We start from the raw sequence: 22,850 nt of genomic DNA, 5'->3' as shown, positions 1-22,850 counted from the left end.
GCCTACGGTCAGCCCTTGGCGCAGATCACGTCGTACGGGCGGCCCACCGCCATCACGAGTTGCATCGGCTTGTTGGTCCCGGACGGGCACTCGGCCTTCGTCTTGACCAGGCCGAGCACCTTGTACGTGCCCGAGGCGCACGGGACTTCCCGGGCCTGGTCGGTCACGCAGTCGCCCTGCACCAGCTGGCCGCCGCCGGCGCCCGCGTCACCGGGGTGTTCGCCGCTCAGGTTGCGGCCGCAGACGGTGTTGGTGGGGATCCCGCCCGACTTCGCGGAGCCGTAGGAAATGCTCACCTGGATCATCAGGTCGGTACCGGGCGGGCACTGGATCGCGCCCGGCAGGATGCTGGCGTCCTTGATGTCGATCGCCTTGAAGGTGGCTCCGGACGCCGAGCACTTCTGCGGCCGGTAGCCGTCCGGCGGGTTGTCCGGGTCGGGGCCTCCGCAGTCGCCCACCGCCCACGTGCTCGACGTGTCGGAGGAGGACTCCGGGTTCCCGGGGTCCTTGGACCGCTCGGCGGAGGCCGACGCGGAGGCGGAAGGCGAGGACTTGGCGTCGCTCGTGCCTTCGTTCCCTCCGAGCCACTGGGAGGCTCCGTACACGGCCGCGATGAGCAGCACGAGGACGAGGAGGCCGGGGAGCTTGCTCCCGCGGCGCCCCGGGGCGGGTGGAGGCGTCACCTCGTACGGGTTTGCCATGCGCTTCTCCTGCGGTGAGGGGGGACTGCGGGGTGGGACGACGTGCCCCGCACAGAGACACGTCATGGACACCTCATAGTTCCACGCGGAGCACGGCCACCCGGACCACGGCCCCCGGACCGGGGCCGCACGCCAACGCTCAGCGGCAGGGCGGTGGTTCCTCCGCCAGGGGGCGGAAGGTGACCGCGAGGTCCGGGGCGTGGCGGACGAAGCGGGCCTCGACCGCCGAGACGAGCACCATCGTGCCCGCCGTGTACGCGTCCATCCGGACGGCCGGGTCGAGGGCGCCCTCCGGCACCTCCGGCTCGGCGCGCCACCAGCGGCCGGCGAACTTCGTGGAGCGGATCCCGCAGTGCACGTACAGCTCGTGCGGGTACGGGACCCCGAGCGCGGGGCCGTTCGGATCGGGCGGCGGGGCCGGCACGTCCGGGGTGCCCGTCGGTCCCGTGGACGCGGCGGGCGGGGCCGGTGCCGGTGTCCGGGAGCCGTCGCCCGGCGGCCACGGCCCGGCGAGGACGGCCAGCACCGCGACGGCCGCCGCCAGCCCGGCACCGGCCGCCCGGCGGCGCCTGCGGATCCGGGCCGCCGCCCGGACGGCGGCGTGCGGCGCCGGCGCCGCGACCGGCACCGCCGGCCCGTCCGCCAGCGCGCGCAGGGCGCTGCGCAGCTCTTCCTCGGGGAACCCGTTCACCGCATCTCCGCCTCACTCGTACCGCCGCCCGGCCAGAGGTCGGGGCAGGCCCGCAAGCGGGCCAGCGCCCTCGCGGCCAGGCTGGTCACCGTGCCGTTCGGGCAGCCCATGAGCTCCGCCGTCTGCTCGACGGTCAGGTCCTCGTAGTAGCGCAGCACCAGGACGGCCCGCTGGCGCCGCGGCAGGCCGAGCAGTGCGCGCTGGAGCAGGTCCGTGGCGGCGACCGCCTCGGCGGCGGGCAGGGCCGAGCCGCCCGCCGCGTCGGGCAGGGCCGCGTGGGGAAGCTCGTGGTGCCAGCGCCTGCGGCGCCAGGTGCAGTAGGTGGAGACCATGACCTTGTGCGCGTAGCCGATCGGCGCGTCGTACCGGCCCGCGCGGGCCCAGCGGTCGTAGACCTTGGCCAGGGTCACCTGCACCAGGTCCTGCCCCAGATGCCAGTCGCCCGTCAGCAGCCTCGCGGTGCGGAGCAACGGGATTCCCGCCGCCGCGACGAACTCCGCAAACGTTTCCTCGGATGGCTCCACCCGGCCACACCCCCTCACCCTCAAGACGACTCGGCGGGGCCCTCGCATTGCAGGGCTGCGGCACGAGTTTTCCGGGCGGGACCCACCGTCGCCGGACGGAGTCCGGCGCAGCACCGCGAAGCCGGGGAGGCCCGCCAGGGCCGAGCCGCGCGAGCGGTGCGTCAAGAAGGAGTGGTGCTGCGGGTGGCGGCGGCGCGCATGCACGCCCCGAGCGCGGCACGGCGGCCGCCACCCCACGACCCGCACTCGTCAAGGCAGGACTGACCCTTGGCGTCCCCTCGCGACGAATCGTTCAACACAAGAGTGATCACCAGTTGACGAACCGTCAACACCTCGTTAGAGGTACACGCGCGGTTCCCGGTTCGGGTCGCGGATTTCCGATCCGTCCGGGGCGGCGTCCCCGCCCCCCTCCGCGGCCTTCTCCTCGCGGTCGATCTCGCACCAGATCCGCTTGCCGGCTCCCTCGCGCTGCCAGCCCCAGCGGTCCGCCAGCCCGTCCACGAGTTCCAGCCCGCGGCCGCCCGTGTCGTCGCCGGCGGCCTGCCGCGGGGACGGGGCCCGGTCGCTCGCGTCCGCGACCTCCACCCGCACCCCCGGCTCCCCGAAGAGCATGCGCAGCACGGCCGGACAGCCGGTGTGCACGACGGCGTTGGTGACCAGCTCGGAGATCAGCAGGATCAGGGTCTCGGCGAGGGGCTCGTCATCCCCTATGCCGCAGCCCGCGAGCCGGGAGCGGGCCCATCGGCGGGCCCGGCCGACCTCGGCGGGGTCCGGTCCTACCTCCAGCTGAACCTGAAGCACCTGCACCGCTCACACCATCCGAACCGGCGGACACTTCGCCTCGCGACAGGACGGGGTCACCGAGTGTGACCCCCTTGCGGAGCAGCATGGTTGACATACAGTCACCACAACAAGCGCTTCGGGCATATTCCAGCGTGAAGGAGTGGGCGTGGTGCATACTGTGCGGCGCTCGCGCCGCTCAACCGCTCGCATTCCCGGGAGCGTACCGGAGCGGCCCCCCGCCTCCGGCCCGCAATGAGTCGGGCGAAGGACACAAACCGATATCAACTCTCTGTAATCGGACATGCGTCCCGCGCCGTCCCTCCCGTACCCCTCCGTCACAGCGAGCGAGCGGCTCCGCCCACTCGGCCGCCGCCGCCTACTCCGCCGCCGCCGCCGCCAGCAGCTCGGCCGCCAGCGCCTCCTCCGCCTGCGCCGCCGTCCGCCACTGCTCCGCCCGCACCCACGCCCGCTTCAGGTGCAGGTGCACGTCCGCCTCCCAGGTGAAGCCCATCCCGCCGTGCACCTGCAGACAGTCCCGGGCATTGCGCACGGCCGCCTCGTCGGCCAGCAGCTTGGCTCCGGCCACCTCCGCCGGATCGGCCGTCACGGCGGCCGCGTAGACCGCCGTACGGGCCACCTCCGCGCGCACCAGCATCTGCGCGCACAGGTGCTTGACCGCCTGGAACGCCCCGATCGGCTGCCCGAACTGCTCGCGCTCCTTGGCGTACCGCACCGCGAGCTCCACCGTGCGCAGCGCGCTGCCGAGCTGCAGGGCCGCCGTCAGCAGCGCCCCCGCGTCCCGGTAGGCACCGGCCGCCACCGGCCGCCCCGGCAGGGAGACCCGGGCCAGCGGGGTCAGCGGGTCCGCGGAGCGCACCGGCTCCCCGGCGTAGTTCCAGCCGGCCGGGTCGACCGGTTCCCCGTCCGCGCCGAGGACCGCGTCGGACTCGCCGAGGTGGGCCACCAGCGGGCCCTCCATGTCGAAGGCCGTTACCACCGCCTCCCCCTCCGCGGCGCCCGCCACCAGCCCGGCGGCCAGGTGGGTGGCGACCAGCGGGCCGGGCAGCAGCGCCCGCCCGGCCTCCTCGAAGACGAGGACGGCCTCCGGGAGGCCGAGCCCGACCCCGCCCTCGTCCTCCGGGAGCCGCAGCGCGAAGAACCCGGCCTCGCCGAGCTCCCGCCACAGGGCCCGGTCCACGGACCGGCCCGTGGTGGCCGCCCCGTCCACCGAGGCGCGCAGCGCCTCGCGGTCGTAGCGGCCCGCCAGGAGGTCCCGTACGCCTGCCCGCAGGTCCCGCTGGTCCTGCGTCGGCTGGAAGTCCACGGAACGCTCACCTGCCCTTCGGAAGGCCGAGGATCCGCTCGGCCACGATGTTCTGCTGGATCTGCGAGGTGCCCGCCGCGATCGTGTACGAGAGCGAGGAGAGCCGGTCCAGGGTCCACTCCTCCTCCAGCGAGAGGGCCTCGGCCCCCAGCACCTCGGCGGCCGTGTCGTACAGCTCCTGGCGCGCGTGCGAGTACGCCAGCTTGAAGACGCTGCCGCCGATGCCCGGGACCCCGCCCGAGCGCTCGGACTCGCTGACGTTCCACTGGGTGAGCCGCCACAGGGCGCCGAACTCCCCGTACAGCCGGCCCAGGCGCCGGCGCAGGACCGGGTCGTCCCAGCGGCCGTTCGCCTTCGCGGTGCGCGCCAGCTCGCCCAGGGTGCGCCGGCAGGCGACGACCTCGCCGACGAAGGCGGTGCCGCGCTCGAAGGACAGGGTCACCATCGTGACCCGCCAGCCGTCGTTCTCGGCGCCGACCCGGTTGGCGACCGGGACCCGCACCTCGTCGAGGAACATCTCCGCGAACTCCGTGGACCCGGCCAGGGTGCGCAGCGGCCGGATCGTCACCCCGGGCGCGTCCATCGGCATGGCCAGCCAGGAGATCCCCCGGTGCTTGGCGGCGTCCGGATCCGTCCTGACCAGCAACTCGCACCAGTCGGACACCTCCGCGTGCGAGGTCCATATCTTCGAGCCGGTGATCACGTACTCGTCGCCGTCGCGGACCGCGCGGGTCCGCAGCGAGGCCAGGTCGGAGCCCGCGTCCGGCTCGCTGAAGCCCTGGCACCACATCTCGTCGCCGCGCAGGACGGGCGGCAGCCAGCGCGCCCGCTGCTCCGCGGTGCCCTCGGCGGCGATGGTCGGCCCGGCGTGCAGCAGCCCGACGAAGTTCGCGCCGACGTAGGGGGCTCCCGCGCGCTCGGTCTCCTCCAGGTAGATCAGGTGCTGCGTGGGCGTGGCCCCGCGGCCTCCGGCGTCCACCGGCCAGTGCAGTCCGGCGTACCCGGCGTCGAACAGCCGGCGTTGCCAGCCCGCGTCGTAGGCGCGGCGGCCCGGCCAGTCGTCGGGCGAGGGCCTGGGCGGCAGCCCGGGGAGCACCTGCGCGAGCCAGGCCCGCAGCCGGGCCCGGAACTCGCGCTCCTCCTCGGTATAGGTGAGGTCCACTGCGCCTACCGCCCCGTCCGCCGGTCCTTGTCGAAGTCAAGTCCGAGCATACGGATGGCATTTCCGCGCATGAGCTTGTACACGGTTTCTTCATCGAGACCCTTGACGTGGTCGAGGGCGACCTCCTTGGTGTGCGGGAAGGTCGAGTCCACGTGCGGGTAGTCGGTTTCGAAGGTGGCGTTGTCGCGGCCGACGACGTCCAGCGAGGCGATGCCGTGCTTGTCGCGGAAGAAGCAGCAGAACATCTGCCGGTAGTAGTACGTGGACGGCGGCTCGGGGATCAGGTCCTTGACCCCGCCCCAGGCGCGGTGCTCCTGCCACACGTCGTCGGCGCGCTCCAGGGCGTACGGGATCCAGCCCATCTGGCCTTCGCTGTACGCCAGTTTCAGCGTGGGGAACTTGACGAGCACCCCGCTGAACAGGAAGTCCATCATCGAGGCCATGGCGTTGTTGAAGCTGAGCGCGGCCTGCACGGCGGGCGGGGCGTCGGGGGAGGCGGCGGGCATCTGGGAGCTGGACCCGATGTGCATGTTGACGACGGTGCCGGTCTCCTGGCAGACGGCGAAGAAGGGGTCCCAGTAGCCGGAGTGGATGGACGGCAGGCCGAGGTAGGTGGGGATCTCGGAGAAGGTCACGGCCCGCACCCCGCGCGCGGCGTTGCGGCGGATCTCGGCGACGGCCAGGTCGATGTCCCAGAGCGGGATGATGCAGAGCGGGATGAGCCGGCCGCCGCTGTCCCCGCACCACTCCTCGACCATCCAGTCGTTGTACGCGCGCACGCAGGCCAGGGCGACCTCCTTGTCCTTCGCCTCGGCGAAGGTCTGCCCGCAGAACCGCGGGAAGGTCGGGAAGCACAGGGATGCCTCGACGTGGTTGAGGTCCATGTCGAGCAGGCGCGCCTTGGGGTCCCAGCAGCCGCGCCGCATCTCCTCGCGGGTGATGCCCTCCAGGGTCATCTCGTCCCGGTCGAAGCCGACGGCGGCGATGTTGCGCTTGTACGGGAACTTCAGGTCCTCGTAGATCCACCAGTCGGTCGGCGGGCCGTCGGGGTCCATGGTGATCACGTACTTGCCGCCGGTGTAGGCGAGCTCGCCGATGCCGGCGGTGAGCGCCTTGGGGCCGCGGTCGCGGTACTTGGCCGGCAGCCACACGTCGAAGAGGTGGGCCGGTTCGATGACGTGGTCGTCGACGCTGATGATCCGAGGCAGTTCCATGGTGTCCCCTCGCTGAATCCCGTTGGACCTGATCCGACATCCCGAATCTGATGGGGCGTCAGAAATCTGGAACCAAGCTAGCTCCCCACCCCTGGACCGACAAGCGTCCGCGCTCTACGCTCTGCGCTGGATCTGACTATCCGTCAGGTCATGTGGCGGCCAAGGGGAGGCGGGTCCGGGATGACGGACAACAGCACCGCAGTCGAACTCAGCCGGTCCCGCACGCTCTGGGACCTGATCACCCGCCGGGCCGCCATGACCCCCGACGCCCCCGTCCTCGTCGAGGCCGCCGACGACCCGGCCGACGACCGCCGGCTGACCTTCGCGGAGCTGCGCGACCGCTCGGAGCAGGTCGCTGCCGGTCTGTACGGCATGGGCGTGCGCCCCGGCACGGTGGTCGCCTGGCAGCTCCCCACCCGCATCGAGACCGTGCTGCTCTCGGTCGCCCTCGCCCGCATCGGCGCCGTCCAGACCCCTGTCATCCCCTTCTACCGGGACCGCGAGGTCGGCTTCGCCCTGCGCGAATCGAAGGCGGAGTTCTTCGCCGTCCCCGGCACCTGGCGCGGCTTCGACCACACCGCGATGGCGCACCGCCTCGGCGCGCACGGCGTCTTCGAGGCGTACGAGTCCCTCCCCACCGGTGACCCCGCGGTGCTCCCCCCGCCCCCCGAGGAGGGCGTCTCGGTCCGGTGGATCTACTGGACCTCGGGCACCACCTCGGACCCCAAGGGGGTCCTGCACACGGACCGCTCCCTCATCGCGGGCGGCTCCTGCCTGGCCCACGCCCTGCACCTGACACCGGACGACGTCGGCTCGATGGCCTTCCCCTTCGCCCACATCGCCGGCCCCGACTACACGGTGATGCTCCTGCTCTACGGGTTCCCGGCGGTCCTCTTCGAGAAGTTCGCGATGCCCGACGCCCTGGACGGCTACCGCCGCCACGGGGTCACGGTCGCCGGCGGCTCCACGGCCTTCTACTCCATGTTCCTCACCGAGCAGCGCAAGGACCCCTCCGCCAAGCTCATCCCCACCCTGCGCCTCCTCGCGGGCGGCGGCGCCCCGAAGCCCCCGGAGATCTACCACGCGGTCGTCCGCGAACTGGGCTGCCAGCTCACCCACGGCTACGGCATGACCGAGGTCCCCATGATCACGATGGGCGCCCCGGACGACACCGCGGAGAACCTCGCCACCACGGAAGGCCGGCCCCCGCAGGGCATGTCCATCCGCATCACCACCCCGGAAGGCACGCTCCTCCCCCCGGACACCGACGGGGAGGTCCGCCTGCGCGGGGAGGCGGTCTGCCAGGGGTACCTGAACAGGGACCAGAACACCGGCGTCTTCGACGCCGACGGCTACCTGGTCACCGGCGACCTCGGCCACCTCACGAAGGACGGCTACCTGGTCCTGACCGGCCGCAGCAAGGACGTCATCATCCGCAAGGGCGAGAACATCTCCGCGAAGGAGATCGAGGACCTGCTCCACCAGCTCCCCGCCGTGGCCGACGTCGCCGTCATCGGCCTGCCGGACCCGGAACGCGGAGAACGCGTCTGCGCGGTCGTCGAACAGCCCCCGGGCGCAGCCCCCCTGACCCTGCCCGAGGTGACCTCGTACCTCCGCGCGGAGGGCCTCTCCACGCACAAGCTCCCGGAGCAGCTGGAACTGGTCGAGGCCCTGCCCCGCAACGACGCCCTGCGCAAGGTCCTCAAGTACAAGCTCCGCGAACGGTTCGCGTAGCCCGGGGCCGGCACGCAATGACGGCGGCCCCGGCCGGACCGGGACGTTGAGGTCCTGGTCCGGCCGGGGCCGATGACGCCCGGTGCCGCTCGGCGCTACTTGGTGGCGGTGGCGGTGAGGTCGGCCGGGCTGGTGAGGGTGCCCGGGACCTGGAGCCAGGAGGTCCAGTTGCCCACCGTGGTGTCGAAGGTGATGCTCTGGACCTTGCCGCCCGCGCCGATGGCGTAGACGTTGACGTTGCCCGCGGCGGCGGCGCTGGAGATGCGGGTCAGACCGGTTCCGCCGACCTTGGTCCAGGACGGCTTCCAGAGACCGGCCAGGTAGTCGCCGGCCTGGGCGTAGAGCGCGCCGTCGGCGCCGATCGCCTGGAGCTGGACGGTGTGGCCGACGCGGGAGATGGCGATGTCCTTGGCGCCGGTCATACCACCAGGCAGTTCGCCCCAGACGCTCCAGGTGTTGCTGCGGGTGTCGAGGTCACGGCCGTAGACCTTGCCGGACGCGATGCCGTAGAGGCGAACGTACGGTCCCGCCTTCACCGAGGTGAGGCCGGTCAGCCCGGTGACTCCGGGGATGGCGGCCCAGGTGCTGTTCCAGCGGCCGAGGTTGTAGTCGCCCACCTGGGTGTAGAGGTTGCCGTCACTGCCGACGATCTGCACGTACAGGACGTTGTTGATCATCGAGGTGGAGATGTCCTTGACGCCGGCCGCGCCACCGGGGACCTCGTTCCAGGTGCCCCAGACGTTGGTGGACGGGTTGTACTCGCGGTCGTAGACCTTGCCGCCGGCGACACCGACGTAGCGGATCGTGTTCCCGGTGTCGGCGCTGGTCAGCTGGGTGATCGGCAGACCGTTGACGGCGGTCCACTGGGCGCCGAAGGCGCCGCTGGACAGGGAGCCGGTCTGGAGGGACAGCGCGCTGCCCGTGGTGGCGGCGAGCGTCACCTTCGAGGGCGCGACGGAGATCGCGGCGGCCACGTCAGTGGTGCCCGAGATGCCGCCCTTGAGTTCCTGGAAGGTGCTCCAGCTACCGGTGGTGGTGTCGAGGCGGGCGTTGTTGACCTTGCCCGCGGCGTCGGTCGCGTAGACCTCGACGGTGGTGCCCGTGGGCGCGCTCGAGATGTTCGCCAGACCGGCGCCACCCGCCTTGGCCCACACGTCGTTCCAGCGGCCGGCGTCGTAGTTGCCGAACTGGCTCCAGACGGCTCCGTCTCCGCCGATGATCTGAACCTGAACGTTGTTGCCGATCATGCTGGAGGCGATGTCCTTGACACCGGTGGCACCGCCCGGGATCTCGCCCCACGGGGACCAGCTGCTGTTGCGGGTGTCGAAGTCCCGGCCGTACACGCGACCGTTCGAAACGGCCTGCACGCGCACGATGGGCCCGGCGGGTGCGCTGGTGACACGGGTCAGCCCGGAGGCCCCGACCGCCGTCCAGGCGTTGTTCCAGCGGCCGGCCTTGTAGTCGGCGACCTGCGAGTAGAGGTTGCCCTCGGATCCGACGATCTGCACGTGCACGCTGGTGCCGACCAGCGAGGCGGAGATGTCCTGCGCACCTGCGGCACCACCGGGCACCTCGCCCCAGCCCGACCAGGTGCCGCTCGACGCCAGGTCGAGGTCCTGGCCGTAGACCTTGCCGTCGGCGATGGCGTAGGCGCGCACCAGGTCACCGTCGCGGACGGTGGCCACCCGGGACACGTTCTTCCCGTTGATCTTGGCCCACGCGTCGCCGTACTCCCCGTAGCCGAGGTGGCCGAACTGCGACCACATGGCCCCGCCGCCGCCGGCGAGCAGCGACACCTGATTGCCGTTCCGCGGGGCGACGGTCTGGTCGATCCACGCCCCGACGTTGTCGGTGCGGGCCGCGACGGCTCCGGTACGCGTCTCGGCGGCCGGAGCACCGAGGCAACCCGCCTGCCAAGAGCGGCTGTTGATGCCGACCAGCTCGCCGGCCGCATTCAGTAGCGGCCCTCCGCTGTCACCCTTGCAGATGACGTCGGCGCCCTTGCCCGTGATCGCCAGGGTGGTCGCGGCGGCCGCGGAGTCCGTGGTGAAGGCGCCGGTGTGGGCCGTGTCGGTCACCCACTGCGTCTTGGTCCGCCCGAAGCCCGCCGCAGTGAGGTCGACGCCGGCCGCGGGGGCGGCGGCTGCCCGCTTGACGGGGGCGATGCCGGTGACGGGGCTCGCGAGGCGGGCCAGCACCAGGTCGCGGTCGGTTGCGCTCGCGGAGACCTCCACGACCTCGCGGGTCTGGCCGGTGAACGTGGCGGTGGTCTTCAGCGCGGGCTTCCCGGCCACGACCGCGTCGCCCGGCTTCGCGGCGAGACAACTGGCGGCGGTCAGGACCCAGCGCGGGTCGACCAGCACCGAGGTGCAGGCACGGCCGGTCTCCACGTCACCGATGTTCAGCTTCGCGAGGTACGCGTGCGAGCCGGCGGCGGCATCGGGGCCGGTGACCGCGATGGCGGGGACGGCGGAGACCAGGCTCGTCGAGACCGCGGCGGCGGTGATCAGGAGGCCTGTTGCCCGCGCGGTACGCGGACGGGGTGCAGACATTTTTGTTCCTTAAGGACGGGACACCGGCACGTACGGACCGGGATGGGAAGGGGTGCGCGTGCCGCAGGACGGTCGGGGGTGCGGGCAGCTCCTCGCGGCGCTGCCGTGCGGGTGTCAGCCGGCAGTGGCCCTGATCTCCATGAGCATGAAGTCCCGGCCCTCGGGGTCCGCGCTCTCACCGACGCCGGTCCAGGTGTTCTTGGTGATGTCGAACGTGCTGCTGTCGGCGCCGGCGGTCATCTCGACCTTCGTCGCGTAGTTGTTGCCCTTGACCGCATGGACGGCGGGGATCTCCAGAGCGAGGTATCCGCTGGAGCCCGTGACGCGGAAACAGATCAGGCTGCTCTGCTCGCGGGTCATGACCTGGAGCAGGTCGGTCCCGCTCGCGCAGTCGGCGAGGAGGATGTGTCCGTCGCCGCGCTTGAGGGTGATGCCCTGCTCCGCGAGGATCTTGTCGGCGTTCGGGTAGCCGAAGTCCTCGACCGCATAGCCCGGGCCCTCGTCGGCGATCGCCTTCATCGCCGCGGTGTCCTCCGGGGCGGAGACTCCCGTCGCTCCGCCCGCGATCGCGGCCCATGCCAGAGCACTCGCTCCCAAGGCCACACCAACAGTTCGCGCAATTGCGCTACGTACCTTCATCACTGTCCCAGTCGTCAGTCCGGGGGGAATCCCGGAAGGCATGTCAACGCAGGGGTGAAGGCCTCGATTCGACCAACGAGATATCGACTCACACAAGAGCACATATCTCCCTGGAAGCCCCCCGCTCCCAGCAAAATCGCCACCTTTCACCCGCACCGAAGAATCGGCACACGGCGTGAAGGGTGACGAACTCGGCGCCCAGAAGTCGCCGATGACCAGTCGTATGAGAGCACCGGCCTAGGCCTCCGGTCCACTGAATAAAACCTCGCAACTCATTACAAAACAGCAGACCCGTGAGTGATCTGCAGCACACTCGAAAAGGGTTGTACGGATCCGAAAAGAAATTTGGTCGAGATCCGGCCACATTTCATCCGATCGGATCTGGCGGGTTTTCGCTGGTGTTCAACACGCCATTTCCTGCATATGGTCACGGTGCACATCTGCCATTCTCCCGCTCGACGCCTTTGCGGTCCGGGAGCATCCGCGCGACCAATACACCTCTCCTTGTCTGGCGATATTCCGCTCTCCATCCGGCGATATGCCGTCGAATGCGCGCGCCCGCCAGACGTCTCTCCCGAAGGAACGCTGTGGACACCACCTACTGGAGTAGGCGGCGTGTGCTCGCCGCCGCCGCGGCCGGCACGGCCGTCATCACCACGTCCAGCCTCGTGCTCAACCCCACGGCAGCGTGGGCCGATACACCGCCGCCGGGCGAAGATCCCGGCGATCCGTTCCTGCTGCCGGACACCGAGCGGGCGAAGGTCGTCAGGGCATGGCTGGTGGGCGGCAAGGCCGTTCGCGCCGCCGCGGCCGCCGCTCTGACCGGCTCCGACGCCGACGTGCAGGCCTTCCTGACCGTCAAGCTCGCCCAGGAGACGGCGCAGGACGAGCGCTCCGCGCTCCTGGCCGGCCTCGCGGTGGGCGGCAAGGGAACGCGGCGCGATGCCACCGCCGCCCTCAACGGCAGTGCCGCCGCCGTCTCCGCGTTCCTCTCGGGGGGCTTCAAGGCGTCCATCCTGGAGGACCTGCGGGTCGCCACCAGCACGGTGATGGCCTCGGGCGGCAAGGGCGTCAACCGGGCCGGCAACACGGCACTGACCACCGGCACCCCGGAAGCGCTCGAAGCGTTCCTGATGGACGGCCAGTTCACCGCTCAGTTCGCGGACATGCGCGTCGAGGCCTCCAAGATGCTGGTGGGCGCGGGCCCGGAGGTCCAGAAGTACGCCGACCGGGCCCTGTCCGGCACCGAGAACGACATCGAGTGGTTCCTGGAGACGGGTCAGCACATAGCCCGTGCCCGCGATCAGGAGCGCTCGAAGATCGAGGAGCTCGTCGCAGTCGTCGAACGCGAGGGCAAGCGCGCCTCCGCCAAGACGAAGCAGGCCGAGGAAGCGTCCGCCCGCGCCGTCGCCGCGGCCGACAAGGCCAAGCAGGCCGCGGAGACCGCGGCGGCCGAGGCCCAGGCCGCCCAGGACGACGTCGCGAAGGCCGGCAAGGCCGCAGGCAAGGCCGCCGAGGCCGCGAAGGGTGCGGCCGACGCCGCACGGGTGGCCACCAACGCCTCCCACGCCGCGATCCTCGCCTCCCGCCGTGCCGCGTACGCCGCTTCGGCGGCCAGTCAGGCCGCGGCCACCGCCGGCTCCGCCGCCGCGATGGCCTACCGCGCCGCCATCTCCGCCTCCAAGGACGCCTCCCAGGCCTCCGCGGCCAAGGATGCGGCCGTCGCCGCCCGCAACGCCGCGGCCAGGGCCCGCAGCGCGGCCCAGGCTGCCGACTTCGCCGCCACCGCCTCGGCCCAGTCCGCCGCCGCGGGCGCCTCCGCCGCCGGCGCCGCGCGCGCCGCCGCCTCCGCGGCGAGCTCCTCCGCGGCCGCCGCCAACGCGGCGGGCGCGGCCCAGGCCGAGGCCGCCGAGGCCCGCCGCCAGGCACAGATCGCCACCAACAACGCCAACATCGCCACCAACGCGGCCGGCACCGCCCAGACCCTGGCCAACGCCTCGGCGACGGCGGCCCGCGCCGCCCGGGATGCCGCCAACGACGCCGCCACTCACGCCGACAAGGCGGCAACCGCGGCCGAGTGGGCCGTCCAGTACGCGGGCCAGTCGGTGGACCACGCCAACAAGTCCACCGAGTTCGCCAACGAGGCCAGCGGGGCCGCCAAGGCGGCCACCGACGCGGTCACCGCCGCGATCGCGGTGGAGAAGGCCGCGCGCGAGGCCGAGTGGCAGCGCCTGGACCAGGACACGCAGCGCGCGGTCGAGGACATGCGGCAGATCAGGCAGGCCGAGGCCAATGAGCGGGCACTGATCGAGCTGAAGCGGACCCAGGCCGAGCAGACGACCCAGGCGACGAAGGACCTGGTCGCCCAGGCCGAGTCGGCACTGCGGTCGGGCAACACCGGCGCCGCCACCACCCTCGGCCGCAAGGCGGCACTCGCCCACATGGACGCCAGGGGCTCCTGGTCCCAGGAGGCCGCCCGGTTCGCGCTGTCCGGCGCGGACGCCGACATCCACACCTGGATCGACACCGACCGGCAGATCGCACAGCGCCAGGACGACCGGGAGACCACGCTCTTCCTCGCCCGGATCGCCCCTCCGAAGGTCGCCTTCGCCGCGACCGCGGCGCTCAACAGCTCCGACCCTGAGGCCGCGGCGACGTTCCTCAGCGGCGGTGCGATCCAGGCCGCGATGACGGACAACCGCGTCGTGCTCTCCACCCTGCTGGCCGAGAGCCCCGGCAAGGCGATGAAGGCGGCGGCCAGCAAGGCGCTGGACGCCGGGACCGCGGACGCCCTGTACGAGTTCATCACGACGTCCTTCGAGAAGGCACAGCAGGAGGACGACGGGGTGGCCACCTCGACCCTCCTCGTCACCGGAGGCCCTTACACCAAGGCCTACGCGCAGGTCGCGATGGAGGCCCCGGCGTCACTGCGCCGCAACTTCATCCACGCCGTGCAGTACAAGTCCGCGCAGCTCGACCACGATTCCGCCACCCACATCGCCGCCATGCAGGGCGCGATCGCCGCGGCCGCGAAGATCGCCCACAAGGCGCAGGAGGACGCCCACCGCGCCCAGGAAGCCGCGGCCTACGCCCGCGACGCCTCCAGCGTTGCACAGCAGTGGGCGGACAAGGCGAAGGCGTCTGCTGCTTCGGCCCTCGTCTCCGCGAACGAGGCGAGCACCCTCGCGAACCAGGCCGACCAGTCGGCCCAGAACGCGAAGGCCTCCGCGGACAAGGCGAAGCAGGCCGCCGCAGCCGCCACCACCGCGGCCCGCTCGGCGAACTACTCCGCCAACCGCGCGATGGCGTCGGCCCGCAGCGCGATCGCCTCCGCCAACGCCGCTCAGGCATCCGCCGCTTCGGCCCGTTCCTCCGCCGTCCAGGCCGGAAAGGACGCTGCCACGGCATCGGTCGCCGCGAGTGCAGCGCGCCAGATCGCGGTGAGCATGCGCCAGACCGAGATCGCGCAGGCCGCCAAGCAGGCGGCCGAAGCCGCGCAGGCCGCCAAGCAGGCCGGCACCAACCCGGCGGACGCACCCGAGCACGACACCGTCAAGGACGACGGCTCACCTTGGTGGACTACCGCGAAGGGGTGGGCCTCCAAGACTCACGAAGCGGCCATCTACACCGGGTGGACGAGCGTCGGGCTCGGCCTCACCGGCCTGGCAGCCGGGGCCTTCGTCATCACGGCTCCCGCCGCACCGTTCCTCGCGGCCGCCGCCCTCGGCTTCTCCACCGCCACGGTCGTCCTCGACGTGGCCAGCACGATCTTCACGGGAATCGGCTACGGCTGGACCAGCAGCGAATTCAAGAGGTCGCTGGGCATCACCACCATCAGCGCTCTGACCTTCGGCGTGGGCAGGATCGCCCACGCCGCCGGGGGCTCGCACCTCGTCAAGGAGATCTCCGGGATCGGCCGCGAAGCCGTCTCGACGATCACCAGCTGGCTGGGCTCCGGACACTGAACCGGTAGGAGCCCGACGCTCCCGGCTTCCGCGCGGCAACGGACCGCTCAAGGTCCTGTTTTACCGTGCGGGGGCCGGAGCCTCCGGCCCCCGTACCGCCCCGCCGCCCCGTTCCCGTCCCGCCGGGGGCTACGCGTCCGGCGCGGCCACCCCGCAGTAGCCGGCGAAGGCCGCCAGGATCTCGTCCTCGGTGATGCGCCCGTCGCCGTCCGCGTCCAGCGCCGTCGCGACCGGGCCCGCCAGTTCCTCCGGCGTGCCCAGCACGCGCAGGACGCGCGCCGTCGCCGCCGGGGTCGCACCGAGGCCGTCCGCGTCAGCCGCCGCGATCACCGCCCGCAGGAACGGCCGCGCGATCTCCGCGAACCGGAGCGGGTTGTCCCGCAGCCGCTTCGCCGCGCCCGTGACGAACTCCTCGCGGGACACCCGCTGGTCCCCGTCCACGTCCGCGATGCCGGCCATGCCCTGCCAGAAGGCCTCCGCGCCGGCGAAGACGGCCTGGCCCTTGTCGGACCGGGCCGCAACGGCGAATTCGGCCAGGACCGCCTTGGCCGCCGTACTGAAGTCCTCCCGGTCGATATACCCGGACCCGTCCTGGTCGAAGGTGGCGAAGCGGGCGGCGATCTTGCGCTCGTATTCTGCGCTGTCCATATTCGGCGTTCCGCCTTCACGTGTGCGGTGGGGTGCAGTTCAAGACAGGACAGGAGCGTAAGGCCTACGTGGCCTGCGCGTTAAGCGAAGCGGGCAAGGAGGTGGCCGCATCGAACCAGCGCACGAGGAGCGCGGTGGGGCGCGTACGCCTGTACCCATTGTTTTTTCCCAACAGCGGGGCCCGGGCACTGCATCCGCGCTCACGCCGTGCGACGCCCCTATCACTCAGGGCGCACTTCCGGGACGGGGTTCTGGCAAAACGGGCACACACCGCTGGATGCCCACTACATTCGAGTGGTCGACACACGGCTGCGAAACCGGGGATCCCGGCTGGGGGCACGATGCCGAAGGACGCACCACCGCGCTGGGACCGCCGCATGCAACAACGCCTGGCCCGCGGCGAGGCCGCCGCGCTCGGCGAGCTGTACGACCGCTTCGCCTCGCTCGTGCACAGCCTCGCCCACCGGGTCCTCGGCGACGAGAAGGCCGCCGACCGGGTCACCCGCGAGGTCTTCGGCTACATCTGGGAGAACCCGGACGCCTACGACCCCAAGCAGGGCTCCATGCGCTCCTGGGTCGCCCGCATCACCCAGGGGCAGGCCGTCGCCCGCCTGCGCCAGGCCGAACTGGGCAACGGCTCCCGCGAGGAACTGGAACAGAAGGTGCGCACCGCCAACGCGGCGGCCCGCGCCGACTTCATCGTCACCTCGATGCCCGCACCCCTGCGCGCCGCGCTCGAACTCGCCTACTTCAAGCGCCGCGACTACCGCCAGGCCGCCGCCGACCTGCAGATCAGCGAGGACGAGGCCCGGCGCCGGCTGCGCCTGGGCCTGCAACTCCTGTCCACGGCCAACGCCGTCCCGCGCGACGACATGGTCCCGCCGGGATACGGCCCCTCCGGATATGGAACCACCCGATGACGATGCCTCCGAGCCCCTTCGGCGAAGAAGACGGCGAAGAGTACGAGCGGCACGAACAGCCCCCGCGCTCCGGCGGCCCTGCGCGCATACCGGGCCCGCGCGGGGCTGCCGACGACCTCGACCTCGAGCGGCCGGGGTACGCGCCGTCCGCGGAAGGGCCCCTGGACCCCGACGGGCCGGACCACCGCGACGACCGCGACGGCCTCGTGGACCTCGACGCCCTGGACGACTCGGAGTACATGAAGTACCCCGAGGTCTCCGCCCACCCCGCCGCACCGGCGCCCGCCGATCCGGAACCCGAACCCGAACCCAAACCCGAGCCCGCTCCCGTCCCGGCAGCGCCCCCGCCCACCCACGCCGTACTGAAGTCCCTGCTCGGCGCATGGGCCCTGGCGGCGTGCTCCGCGGAGGAGACCCAGGCCGTCGAGGACCACCTCACCGAATGCGCACGCTGCGCCGAGGAGGCGCTGCGGCTGCGCGACGCCGTGGGACTGCTGCGCCCGGAGGAGAGCCTCGACCTCAAGCCGCTGCTGCGCTCGCGCGTGCTGGAGGACTGCCTCGGCAAGCGCCCGGCCCGCATCCCGGTCCCGGTGTGGGCGAGTCCGTACGACACCGAGGCGGCCCGGCTCGACGCGTTGCTGCGGGACTTCGGGGACTCGGAGTGGCACACCCCGGTCCGGCTGAAGTGGTTCGAGGAGGAACAGCGCCAGTCGCGCCGGACCACGGTGGCCGGGGTCATCGGGCACCTGCTGGCGGTGGACGGCCTGGTGGCGGCCGCGCTGGGCCTGGACGACCCGCTGGGCCGTGACGCGTCCGCGGACACCCCGGCCGAGCGCACGGAACGCTTCTGGGAGGACTCCCCGTACCCGACCACCCGCCGGGTCCGCGAGCCGTGGCGGGAGCAGGGCCACACCCTGGTCCGCACGGTGTCCTTCGCGGGCAGCGGCGTGGCCGAGCTGGACGTGGACTACGGCCCCTTCGCCCTGCCCCTCGGGGACGCCTTCCTGGAGCGGGCCTTCGAGTGCTGGGTCCACGCCGTGGACATCGCGGAGGCGGTGGACTACCCGTACGGGCCGCCGGCCGCACCCCACCTGAACCGGATGATCGACCTGGCCGCCCGGCTCCTGCCGGCGGCCCTGGCCTGGCGCCGGCGGGCGGGACTGGCGGCGCCGCCGCGCGGGCTGGTCGCGGCGGGGGCGCCGGGCCGGACCCTGCACCTGGAGATCGAGGGGGCGGGAGGCGGCGGCTGGGACATCGCCCTGGACTCCCCCGCGGCGAAGCCCTCGCCGGACCACACGGTGGCCCGGATCGCCCTGGACGGCGCCGAATTCTGCCAGCTCGCCGCGGGCCACATCTCCCCGGAGGATGCCGCGGTCGGCCAGAACGGCGACCGCGAAGCCATCCGGGACGTCCTCTTCGCGGCAGCGTCCCTGAGCCGGATGTAGGGCCCGGGCGCCCTTCCGGCCGGGGCCCACCGACCGCGGGCCCTACCGACCAGGCTCGTCCGGCCGGGGGGCTACGTGAAGACGACCGTCCGGGTCCCGTTCAGCAGGACCCGGTGCTCGCTGTGCCACTTCACGGCCCGCGCCAGCGCCTGGCACTCCACGTCGCGCCCGATCGCCACCAGCTGGTCGGGGGTGACCTCGTGTCCCACCCGCTCGACCTCCTGCTCGATGATCGGGCCCTCGTCCAGGTCGGCCGTCACGTAGTGCGCGGTCGCACCGATCAGCTTCACGCCCCGGGCGTGCGCCTGGTGGTACGGCTTCGCGCCCTTGAAGCTCGGCAGGAACGAGTGGTGGATGTTGATGATCCGCCCGCTCAGCTCCTTGCACAGGGTGTCCGACAGCACCTGCATGTAGCGGGCGAGGACCACGAGGTCGACGTCCTCGGCCCGCACCAGCTCCAGCAGCTGCGCCTCCGCCGCCGCCTTCGTGTCCTTCGTCACCGGGATGTGCACGAACGGGACCCCGTACGAGCCGACCAGTTCCTCGAAGTCGGTGTGGTTCGACACCACCGCCGCGATGTCCACCGGCAGCGCGCCGATGCGGTGGCGGAAGAGCAGGTCGTTGAGGCAGTGCCCGAACTTGGACACCATCAGCACGATCCGCATGCGCTCGTCGGAGCGGTGGATCTGCCAGTCCATCCGGAAGGTGTCGCCGATCGCGGCGAAGCTGGCCCGCAGCTTCTCCACGGTCACCGGAGCGTCGGCGGCGAAGTGGACCCGCATGAAGAAGAGGCCGGTGTCGCGGTCGCCGAACTGCTGGCTGTCCTCGATGTTGCACCCGGTCATGAACAGATAGCTGGACACGGCGTGCACGATGCCCTGCTTGTCCGGGCATGAGAGGGTCAGTACGTACTGCTGCGTGGCCTGGGGCTGCGGGTCGTCGCTCATGACCCCACAGCCTTCCACATCACGCCGCGCGCGTGAGGATCCTCAGGACGTCCAGTGAGCGCGGACGCGCGTCCGGGTCGTCCCCGTCCGCCGTCGCCAGCCGTACGTGGGCTTCGCGCGCGGCCCGTACCGCCTCCGGCCAGGCGTGGTGCTCCAGGTAGCCGGAGACCGGGGCGTCGGGGCCTATCTGGTGCATGATCCGCAGCACGCGCAGCACGGCGAGGTCGACCAGGGCCGCTTCCTGCGAGTCGCGGAAGATCGTGCCGACGTACTTCTCCGCGGACCAGCTGTCGAGCCAGGTGTCCTCGACGAGCCGGTACACGGCGTCGGTGACGTCCCCGTACCCTTCGGCGCCGGCCAGCCAGGTGTCCTCTTGGAACGCGGGGTCGGAGAGCATGTGCAGCGCCGAGCGCACGTTGCTGCGCCAGCGCCACCACGGCATGTCGTTGAGGGGCATGCCGCCCATGGTGGAGGAGCGGCCGCCGCGGCGGGAAGAGTTCTTCGAACCTTGGGCGAATGTCACGCTTTCGATCGTACGTTCCCGTTCGACGTGATCTTCAGGCGCCTGCGGCCGGGGGCCCGGAACCGCCCGGCGTTCACCGAGCGTGTGGGCGCCACCCGTAATTCACCTGGGTGTCACCTGATGTTGTGCACACCTCACACTTCAGTTACCCGGGGCGCGGAATGGTGCATGCACATGACCACCCGGCGATGCGCAGCAGCACTGTCCCGCACCTTTCTGGCCCGGACCACGGCCATGGCGATGGGCGCCTGTCTCGTCGTCGGCTGCGGGGCGCTCCCCGGAGGCTCGGGGGGCTCCGGGGGCGCCGACACCCTCACGGTCATGACCTTCGCCCCGGTGGAGTCCAAGGCGACCAACATGCCCGGCATGCCGGGCATGGCCAAGGCCTACGAGCGCTGGGTCAACTCCAAGGGCGGCATCAACGGCCGCAAGCTGCGCGTCCTGACCTGCGACGAGCGCAACACGGCCACCGGCGCCGCCGACTGCGCCCGCAAGGCGGTCGCCGAGAAGGCCGTCGCCGTCATCGGCTCCTACAGCCAGCACGGACGCGCCTTCCTGGCCCCGCTGGAAGCCGAGGGCATCCCGTTCATCGGCGGGTACGGAGTCTCCGCGGAGGAGTTCCAGTCCCCGCTCTCCTACCCCGTCAACGGCGGCCAGCCCGTCCTGGTGGCCGGCGCCGGCCACCAGCTGGGGCGCGCCTGCGCCAAGGTCGCCCTGGTCCGCCCCGACACCCTCGCCGGCGATTCCCTGCCCCTCCAACTCAACGCCGGCCTGAAGGCCAACCAGATGGGCCCGGCCAGCGACATCCGGGCCGCCGAGGACTCCGCGGACCTCGCCGTCCAGGCCAACGAGGCACTGGCCGCCTCCTCCCCCGGCGCCCCCGCCGCCCCGGCCGCGCCGTCGAAGGGTGGCGCGAGTTCCGCGAAGGACGGCAAGGACGGCAAGGACAGGGGCTGCGTGGCCGCCGTGCTCGGCGCCCGCACCGAGACCTTCTTCGACGCCTTCCGCCGCGCCGACTCCCAGAACCGCAAACCGCAGGTCTCCTCCGTGCTCGGCTCCGTCAGCCAGGCCCTGGTCGACCGCACCGGCGGCAAGGAGAGCCCCTTCGAGGGCGCGTACGTCACGAGCTGGTACCCGGTCTCGGCCGACCCCCTGTGGACGCAGATGCGCAACGTGATCGCGGACCACGCCTTCGGCGACAACGCCGTGGACCCCGACGACAGCGGTGCCCAGACCACCTGGATCGCGTACACGGTGTTCAGCGAGATGGTGAAGCGGTTCAAGGAGGACGAGGACCTCACCGGGCGCACCCTCACGCGCAAGCTCAACCAGTCCGACCCCGTCAAGACCGGCGGCCTGACCCCCGACCTCAGCTGGCGCTACCAGGACATGCGCGCCGTCTCCGGCTTCCCCCGCATGGTCAACGGCCGGGTCACCTTCCAGGTCGTCCAGCAGGGCCGACTGGTCGCCCAGCCGGGCGGCGAGCAGTCCATGGACATGACCAAGACCCTGGAGCAGGCCCCCCGTTCGAGCTAGGGGGTGCCGGGGCGCGTCCTGGACGCGCCCGCGCCCCTACAGCTGGCTCTTGTCCCGCTTGGTGAGGCCGTACTTGGCGGCGATGGTGTTCCACATCCCCGCCGCGTTCTCCTTCGCCTTGGTGGCGTCGCCGCTGGCCTTGTTCCCGTCCGCGGCGTTGCCGGTCGACTTGGCCTTGCCGTCCTTGCACTTGTCGCCGTCGGACTTGATGTCGTCCGCCCAGGACGCGTAGCTGTTGTCCGCCTCGGCGGAGGACTTCCACGCCTTGGTGAGGGCCGCGGTCAGCTTCGCGTTGTCCGGGAGCTTGTCCACCTTGAGCTCCTGGAGCCGGGTCACCAGCTCCTCGCGCTGGCGGGCCGCGTCGCGCAGGTCGGTGGCCGCCTGGTCCAGGTTGCTGCAGCCCTTGATGTCCTCGACAGCCTTGATCACCGCGGCCCGGCTGTCGTTGCTGTCCGCGAGGAGCTTGTCGAGCTGGACCGCCTGCGGCTGCGCGGGGTCCAGCGGAGCCTCCGCACTGTCCGCGGCGGAGCTGCCGGGCTTGGGGGTGGGCGCCGCGGCGGCCGGGTCGTTGTTCTGCGCCTTGCCGTCGCTGAGCAGCGCACCGACTCCGAGCCCGACGACGGCCAGGCCGATGACGACGGCGGCGACGATCGCGGGCGAGACCCTGCGGGGCGCGGGCGCGGGGTCCTGCGGCTGCTGGAAGTGGGGCTGGAACTGCTGCTGTTGGAACTGCTGCGGCGGGTACTGCTGTTGCTGCGGGTGCTGCTGCATGTGCTGCTGGTACTGCGGCGGTTGCTGCGGATGCGGCCGCCGCGGCGGCTGCTGGCGGAGCACCGGCTCCTGGATCGGAGGCAGTTGCTGCGTGTGCTGCACGTCCCCCCGGAACAGCCCGTCGAACCCGGCTGCGGGATCCGCGGGCGCGGCCGGAACCGGCGGAATGTACTGCGTCGCGGCCTCGTCGTGCCCGGGGGCGGCGGGGACCGGCGGAATGTACTGCGTGGCGGCTTCGCCGTGCGCGGGTCCGGCGGGTACCGGCGCTATGTACTGCGTCGCCGCCTCGCCGTGCGCGGGGGCGGCCGGGACGGGGGCGATGTACTGCGTGGCCGCCTCACCGTGCGCGGGGGCCGCGGGGACCGGCGGAATGTACTGGGTGGCCGCCTCCGGCAGCGGCGGGTAGCCGTAGCCGTGGGGGTCGCCGGGGCCCTCGTAGCCCGGGCCGACGACGTGACCCTGCGGGTAGCCGTAGGAGGGGCCGCCCGGTGCGGGGTATCCGTAGGAGGGCTGGCCGTACAGGTACTCCGGCTCCCCGCCGGGCTGCACGGGCGGCTGCGTCGGCGGCTGTGCGGGCACGGGCGGGCCCCACGGCTCGCCTCCCTGCGGGCTGCCGCCCTGTCCGCTCTCCGTCACCGGAACTCCCTCTCCGACCTGTCCGCGTCCGCGGAACCGTCGGCTCACGCTACCGTCCCCCGGTGAATTTGCCAGTGTCGGCCTCGTCGCCGCAGGCCGTACCGGCCACCGGGCGTCCGGTATCGGCGGGATAGG

The 22,850-nt window shown here is 72.0% G+C and carries 18 protein-coding genes; 5 read left to right on the top strand and 13 right to left on the bottom strand.

What is annotated here, in order from left to right; genetic code table 11:
• Window positions 1-8 precede the first annotated feature (8 nt).
• The 7 genes from OG898_RS14605 to OG898_RS14575 all read right to left on the bottom strand — a co-directional run bounded on the left by OG898_RS14605 (window position 9) and on the right by OG898_RS14575 (window position 6,399).
• The gene (locus OG898_RS14605; RefSeq protein WP_266957229.1) at window positions 9-701 is read right to left on the bottom strand and encodes a hypothetical protein; all 693 of its coding nucleotides are present in this window, start codon (window positions 699-701) and stop codon (window positions 9-11) included.
• Window positions 702-840: 139 nt separating this feature from the next.
• Window positions 841-1,392, bottom strand: a complete 552-nt coding sequence (locus tag OG898_RS14600) for a hypothetical protein (RefSeq protein ID WP_266957227.1) — start codon at window positions 1,390-1,392, stop codon at window positions 841-843.
• Entirely contained in the window at window positions 1,389-1,916 is a 528-nt protein-coding gene (locus tag OG898_RS14595) for a SigE family RNA polymerase sigma factor (RefSeq protein WP_266957225.1), read from the bottom strand. The genes OG898_RS14600 and OG898_RS14595 overlap by 4 nt, the downstream gene beginning before the upstream one ends.
• Window positions 1,917-2,252: 336 nt before the next feature.
• Window positions 2,253-2,723 (bottom strand): ATP-binding protein, encoded by a 471-nt coding sequence (locus tag OG898_RS14590; protein WP_250742732.1) that lies wholly within the window; start codon window positions 2,721-2,723, stop codon window positions 2,253-2,255.
• A gap of 352 nt (window positions 2,724-3,075) precedes the next feature.
• Entirely contained in the window at window positions 3,076-4,023 is a 948-nt protein-coding gene (locus tag OG898_RS14585; protein ID WP_266957223.1) for an acyl-CoA dehydrogenase family protein, read from the bottom strand.
• 7 nt (window positions 4,024-4,030) lie between these two features.
• Entirely contained in the window at window positions 4,031-5,185 is a 1,155-nt protein-coding gene (locus OG898_RS14580; RefSeq protein WP_250742734.1) for an acyl-CoA dehydrogenase, read from the bottom strand.
• Window positions 5,186-5,190: 5 nt separating this feature from the next.
• Window positions 5,191-6,399 (bottom strand): amidohydrolase family protein, encoded by a 1,209-nt coding sequence (locus OG898_RS14575; protein WP_250742735.1) that lies wholly within the window; start codon window positions 6,397-6,399, stop codon window positions 5,191-5,193.
• 180 nt (window positions 6,400-6,579) lie between these two features.
• Between OG898_RS14575 and OG898_RS14570 the strand changes: the two genes are divergently transcribed.
• The gene (locus tag OG898_RS14570) at window positions 6,580-8,133 is read left to right on the top strand and encodes an AMP-binding protein (RefSeq protein WP_266957220.1); all 1,554 of its coding nucleotides are present in this window, start codon (window positions 6,580-6,582) and stop codon (window positions 8,131-8,133) included.
• Window positions 8,134-8,228: 95 nt separating this feature from the next.
• Here OG898_RS14570 and OG898_RS14565 read toward each other — a convergent pair whose 3' ends face one another.
• Entirely contained in the window at window positions 8,229-10,685 is a 2,457-nt protein-coding gene (locus OG898_RS14565; RefSeq protein ID WP_266957218.1) for a trypsin-like serine protease, read from the bottom strand.
• Window positions 10,686-10,799: 114 nt separating this feature from the next.
• Window positions 10,800-11,324 (bottom strand): hypothetical protein, encoded by a 525-nt coding sequence (locus OG898_RS14560; RefSeq protein ID WP_266957216.1) that lies wholly within the window; start codon window positions 11,322-11,324, stop codon window positions 10,800-10,802.
• A gap of 587 nt (window positions 11,325-11,911) precedes the next feature.
• Here OG898_RS14560 and OG898_RS14555 point away from each other — a divergent pair.
• Complete coding sequence (locus OG898_RS14555; RefSeq protein WP_266957214.1) at window positions 11,912-15,289, top strand: ALF repeat-containing protein; 3,378 nt, start codon at window positions 11,912-11,914, stop codon at window positions 15,287-15,289.
• Between the two features lie 129 nt (window positions 15,290-15,418).
• On the opposite strand, the gene OG898_RS14550 is transcribed toward OG898_RS14555, so the two are convergent.
• Window positions 15,419-15,937: an EF-hand domain-containing protein gene (locus tag OG898_RS14550; protein ID WP_266957212.1), complete on the bottom strand. Its 519-nt coding sequence runs from the start codon at window positions 15,935-15,937 to the stop codon at window positions 15,419-15,421.
• 341 nt (window positions 15,938-16,278) lie between these two features.
• On the opposite strand from OG898_RS14550, the gene OG898_RS14545 reads away from it, so the two are divergent.
• The gene (locus tag OG898_RS14545; RefSeq protein ID WP_250742738.1) at window positions 16,279-16,857 is read left to right on the top strand and encodes a sigma-70 family RNA polymerase sigma factor; all 579 of its coding nucleotides are present in this window, start codon (window positions 16,279-16,281) and stop codon (window positions 16,855-16,857) included.
• Window positions 16,854-18,302, top strand: coding sequence for a zf-HC2 domain-containing protein (locus tag OG898_RS14540; protein ID WP_266957209.1), 1,449 nt, complete (start codon window positions 16,854-16,856; stop codon window positions 18,300-18,302). Before OG898_RS14545 ends, OG898_RS14540 begins: the two co-directional genes overlap by 4 nt.
• Before the next feature lie 71 nt (window positions 18,303-18,373).
• On the opposite strand, the gene purU is transcribed toward OG898_RS14540, so the two are convergent.
• Both purU and OG898_RS14530 read right to left on the bottom strand, forming a co-directional pair.
• Window positions 18,374-19,249, bottom strand: a complete 876-nt coding sequence (purU, locus tag OG898_RS14535) for a formyltetrahydrofolate deformylase (protein WP_250742740.1) — start codon at window positions 19,247-19,249, stop codon at window positions 18,374-18,376.
• 19 nt (window positions 19,250-19,268) lie between these two features.
• The gene (locus OG898_RS14530) at window positions 19,269-19,715 is read right to left on the bottom strand and encodes a hypothetical protein (protein ID WP_250742758.1); all 447 of its coding nucleotides are present in this window, start codon (window positions 19,713-19,715) and stop codon (window positions 19,269-19,271) included.
• A gap of 231 nt (window positions 19,716-19,946) precedes the next feature.
• On the opposite strand from OG898_RS14530, the gene OG898_RS14525 reads away from it, so the two are divergent.
• Window positions 19,947-21,308 carry an ABC transporter substrate-binding protein gene (locus tag OG898_RS14525; protein ID WP_266957207.1) on the top strand — a complete coding sequence of 454 codons (1,362 nt, stop codon included), beginning with the start codon at window positions 19,947-19,949 and terminating at the stop codon, window positions 21,306-21,308.
• Window positions 21,309-21,344: 36 nt separating this feature from the next.
• Here the strand turns inward: OG898_RS14525 and OG898_RS14520 are convergent, their stop codons facing one another.
• A complete protein-coding gene (locus tag OG898_RS14520) occupies window positions 21,345-22,715 on the bottom strand; it encodes a hypothetical protein (protein ID WP_250742742.1) in 1,371 nt (456 codons plus the stop codon).
• Window positions 22,716-22,850 lie beyond the last annotated feature (135 nt).

This window comes from Streptomyces sp. NBC_00193 (genome assembly GCF_026342735.1).
Lineage (GTDB): Bacteria > Actinomycetota > Actinomycetes > Streptomycetales > Streptomycetaceae > Streptomyces > Streptomyces stoeckheimensis.
Note: the sequence above shows the minus strand (reverse complement) of the source record. Positions and strands in the feature narration are given on the sequence as shown.

Coding starts and splice junctions, on each gene's coding strand:
- OG898_RS14605 (WP_266957229.1), bottom strand. CDS start 701: ATGGCAAACCCGTACGAGGTGACGCCTCCACCCGCCCCGGGGCGCCGC.
- OG898_RS14575 (WP_250742735.1), bottom strand. CDS start 6,399: ATGGAACTGCCTCGGATCATCAGCGTCGACGACCACGTCATCGAACCG.
- OG898_RS14570 (WP_266957220.1), top strand. CDS start 6,580: ATGACGGACAACAGCACCGCAGTCGAACTCAGCCGGTCCCGCACGCTC.
- OG898_RS14565 (WP_266957218.1), bottom strand. CDS start 10,685: ATGTCTGCACCCCGTCCGCGTACCGCGCGGGCAACAGGCCTCCTGATC.
- OG898_RS14560 (WP_266957216.1), bottom strand. CDS start 11,324: ATGAAGGTACGTAGCGCAATTGCGCGAACTGTTGGTGTGGCCTTGGGA.
- OG898_RS14550 (WP_266957212.1), bottom strand. CDS start 15,937: ATGGACAGCGCAGAATACGAGCGCAAGATCGCCGCCCGCTTCGCCACC.
- OG898_RS14545 (WP_250742738.1), top strand. CDS start 16,279: ATGCCGAAGGACGCACCACCGCGCTGGGACCGCCGCATGCAACAACGC.
- OG898_RS14540 (WP_266957209.1), top strand. CDS start 16,854: ATGACGATGCCTCCGAGCCCCTTCGGCGAAGAAGACGGCGAAGAGTAC.
- purU (WP_250742740.1), bottom strand. CDS start 19,249: ATGAGCGACGACCCGCAGCCCCAGGCCACGCAGCAGTACGTACTGACC.
- OG898_RS14530 (WP_250742758.1), bottom strand. CDS start 19,715: ATGGGCGGCATGCCCCTCAACGACATGCCGTGGTGGCGCTGGCGCAGC.
- OG898_RS14525 (WP_266957207.1), top strand. CDS start 19,947: ATGACCACCCGGCGATGCGCAGCAGCACTGTCCCGCACCTTTCTGGCC.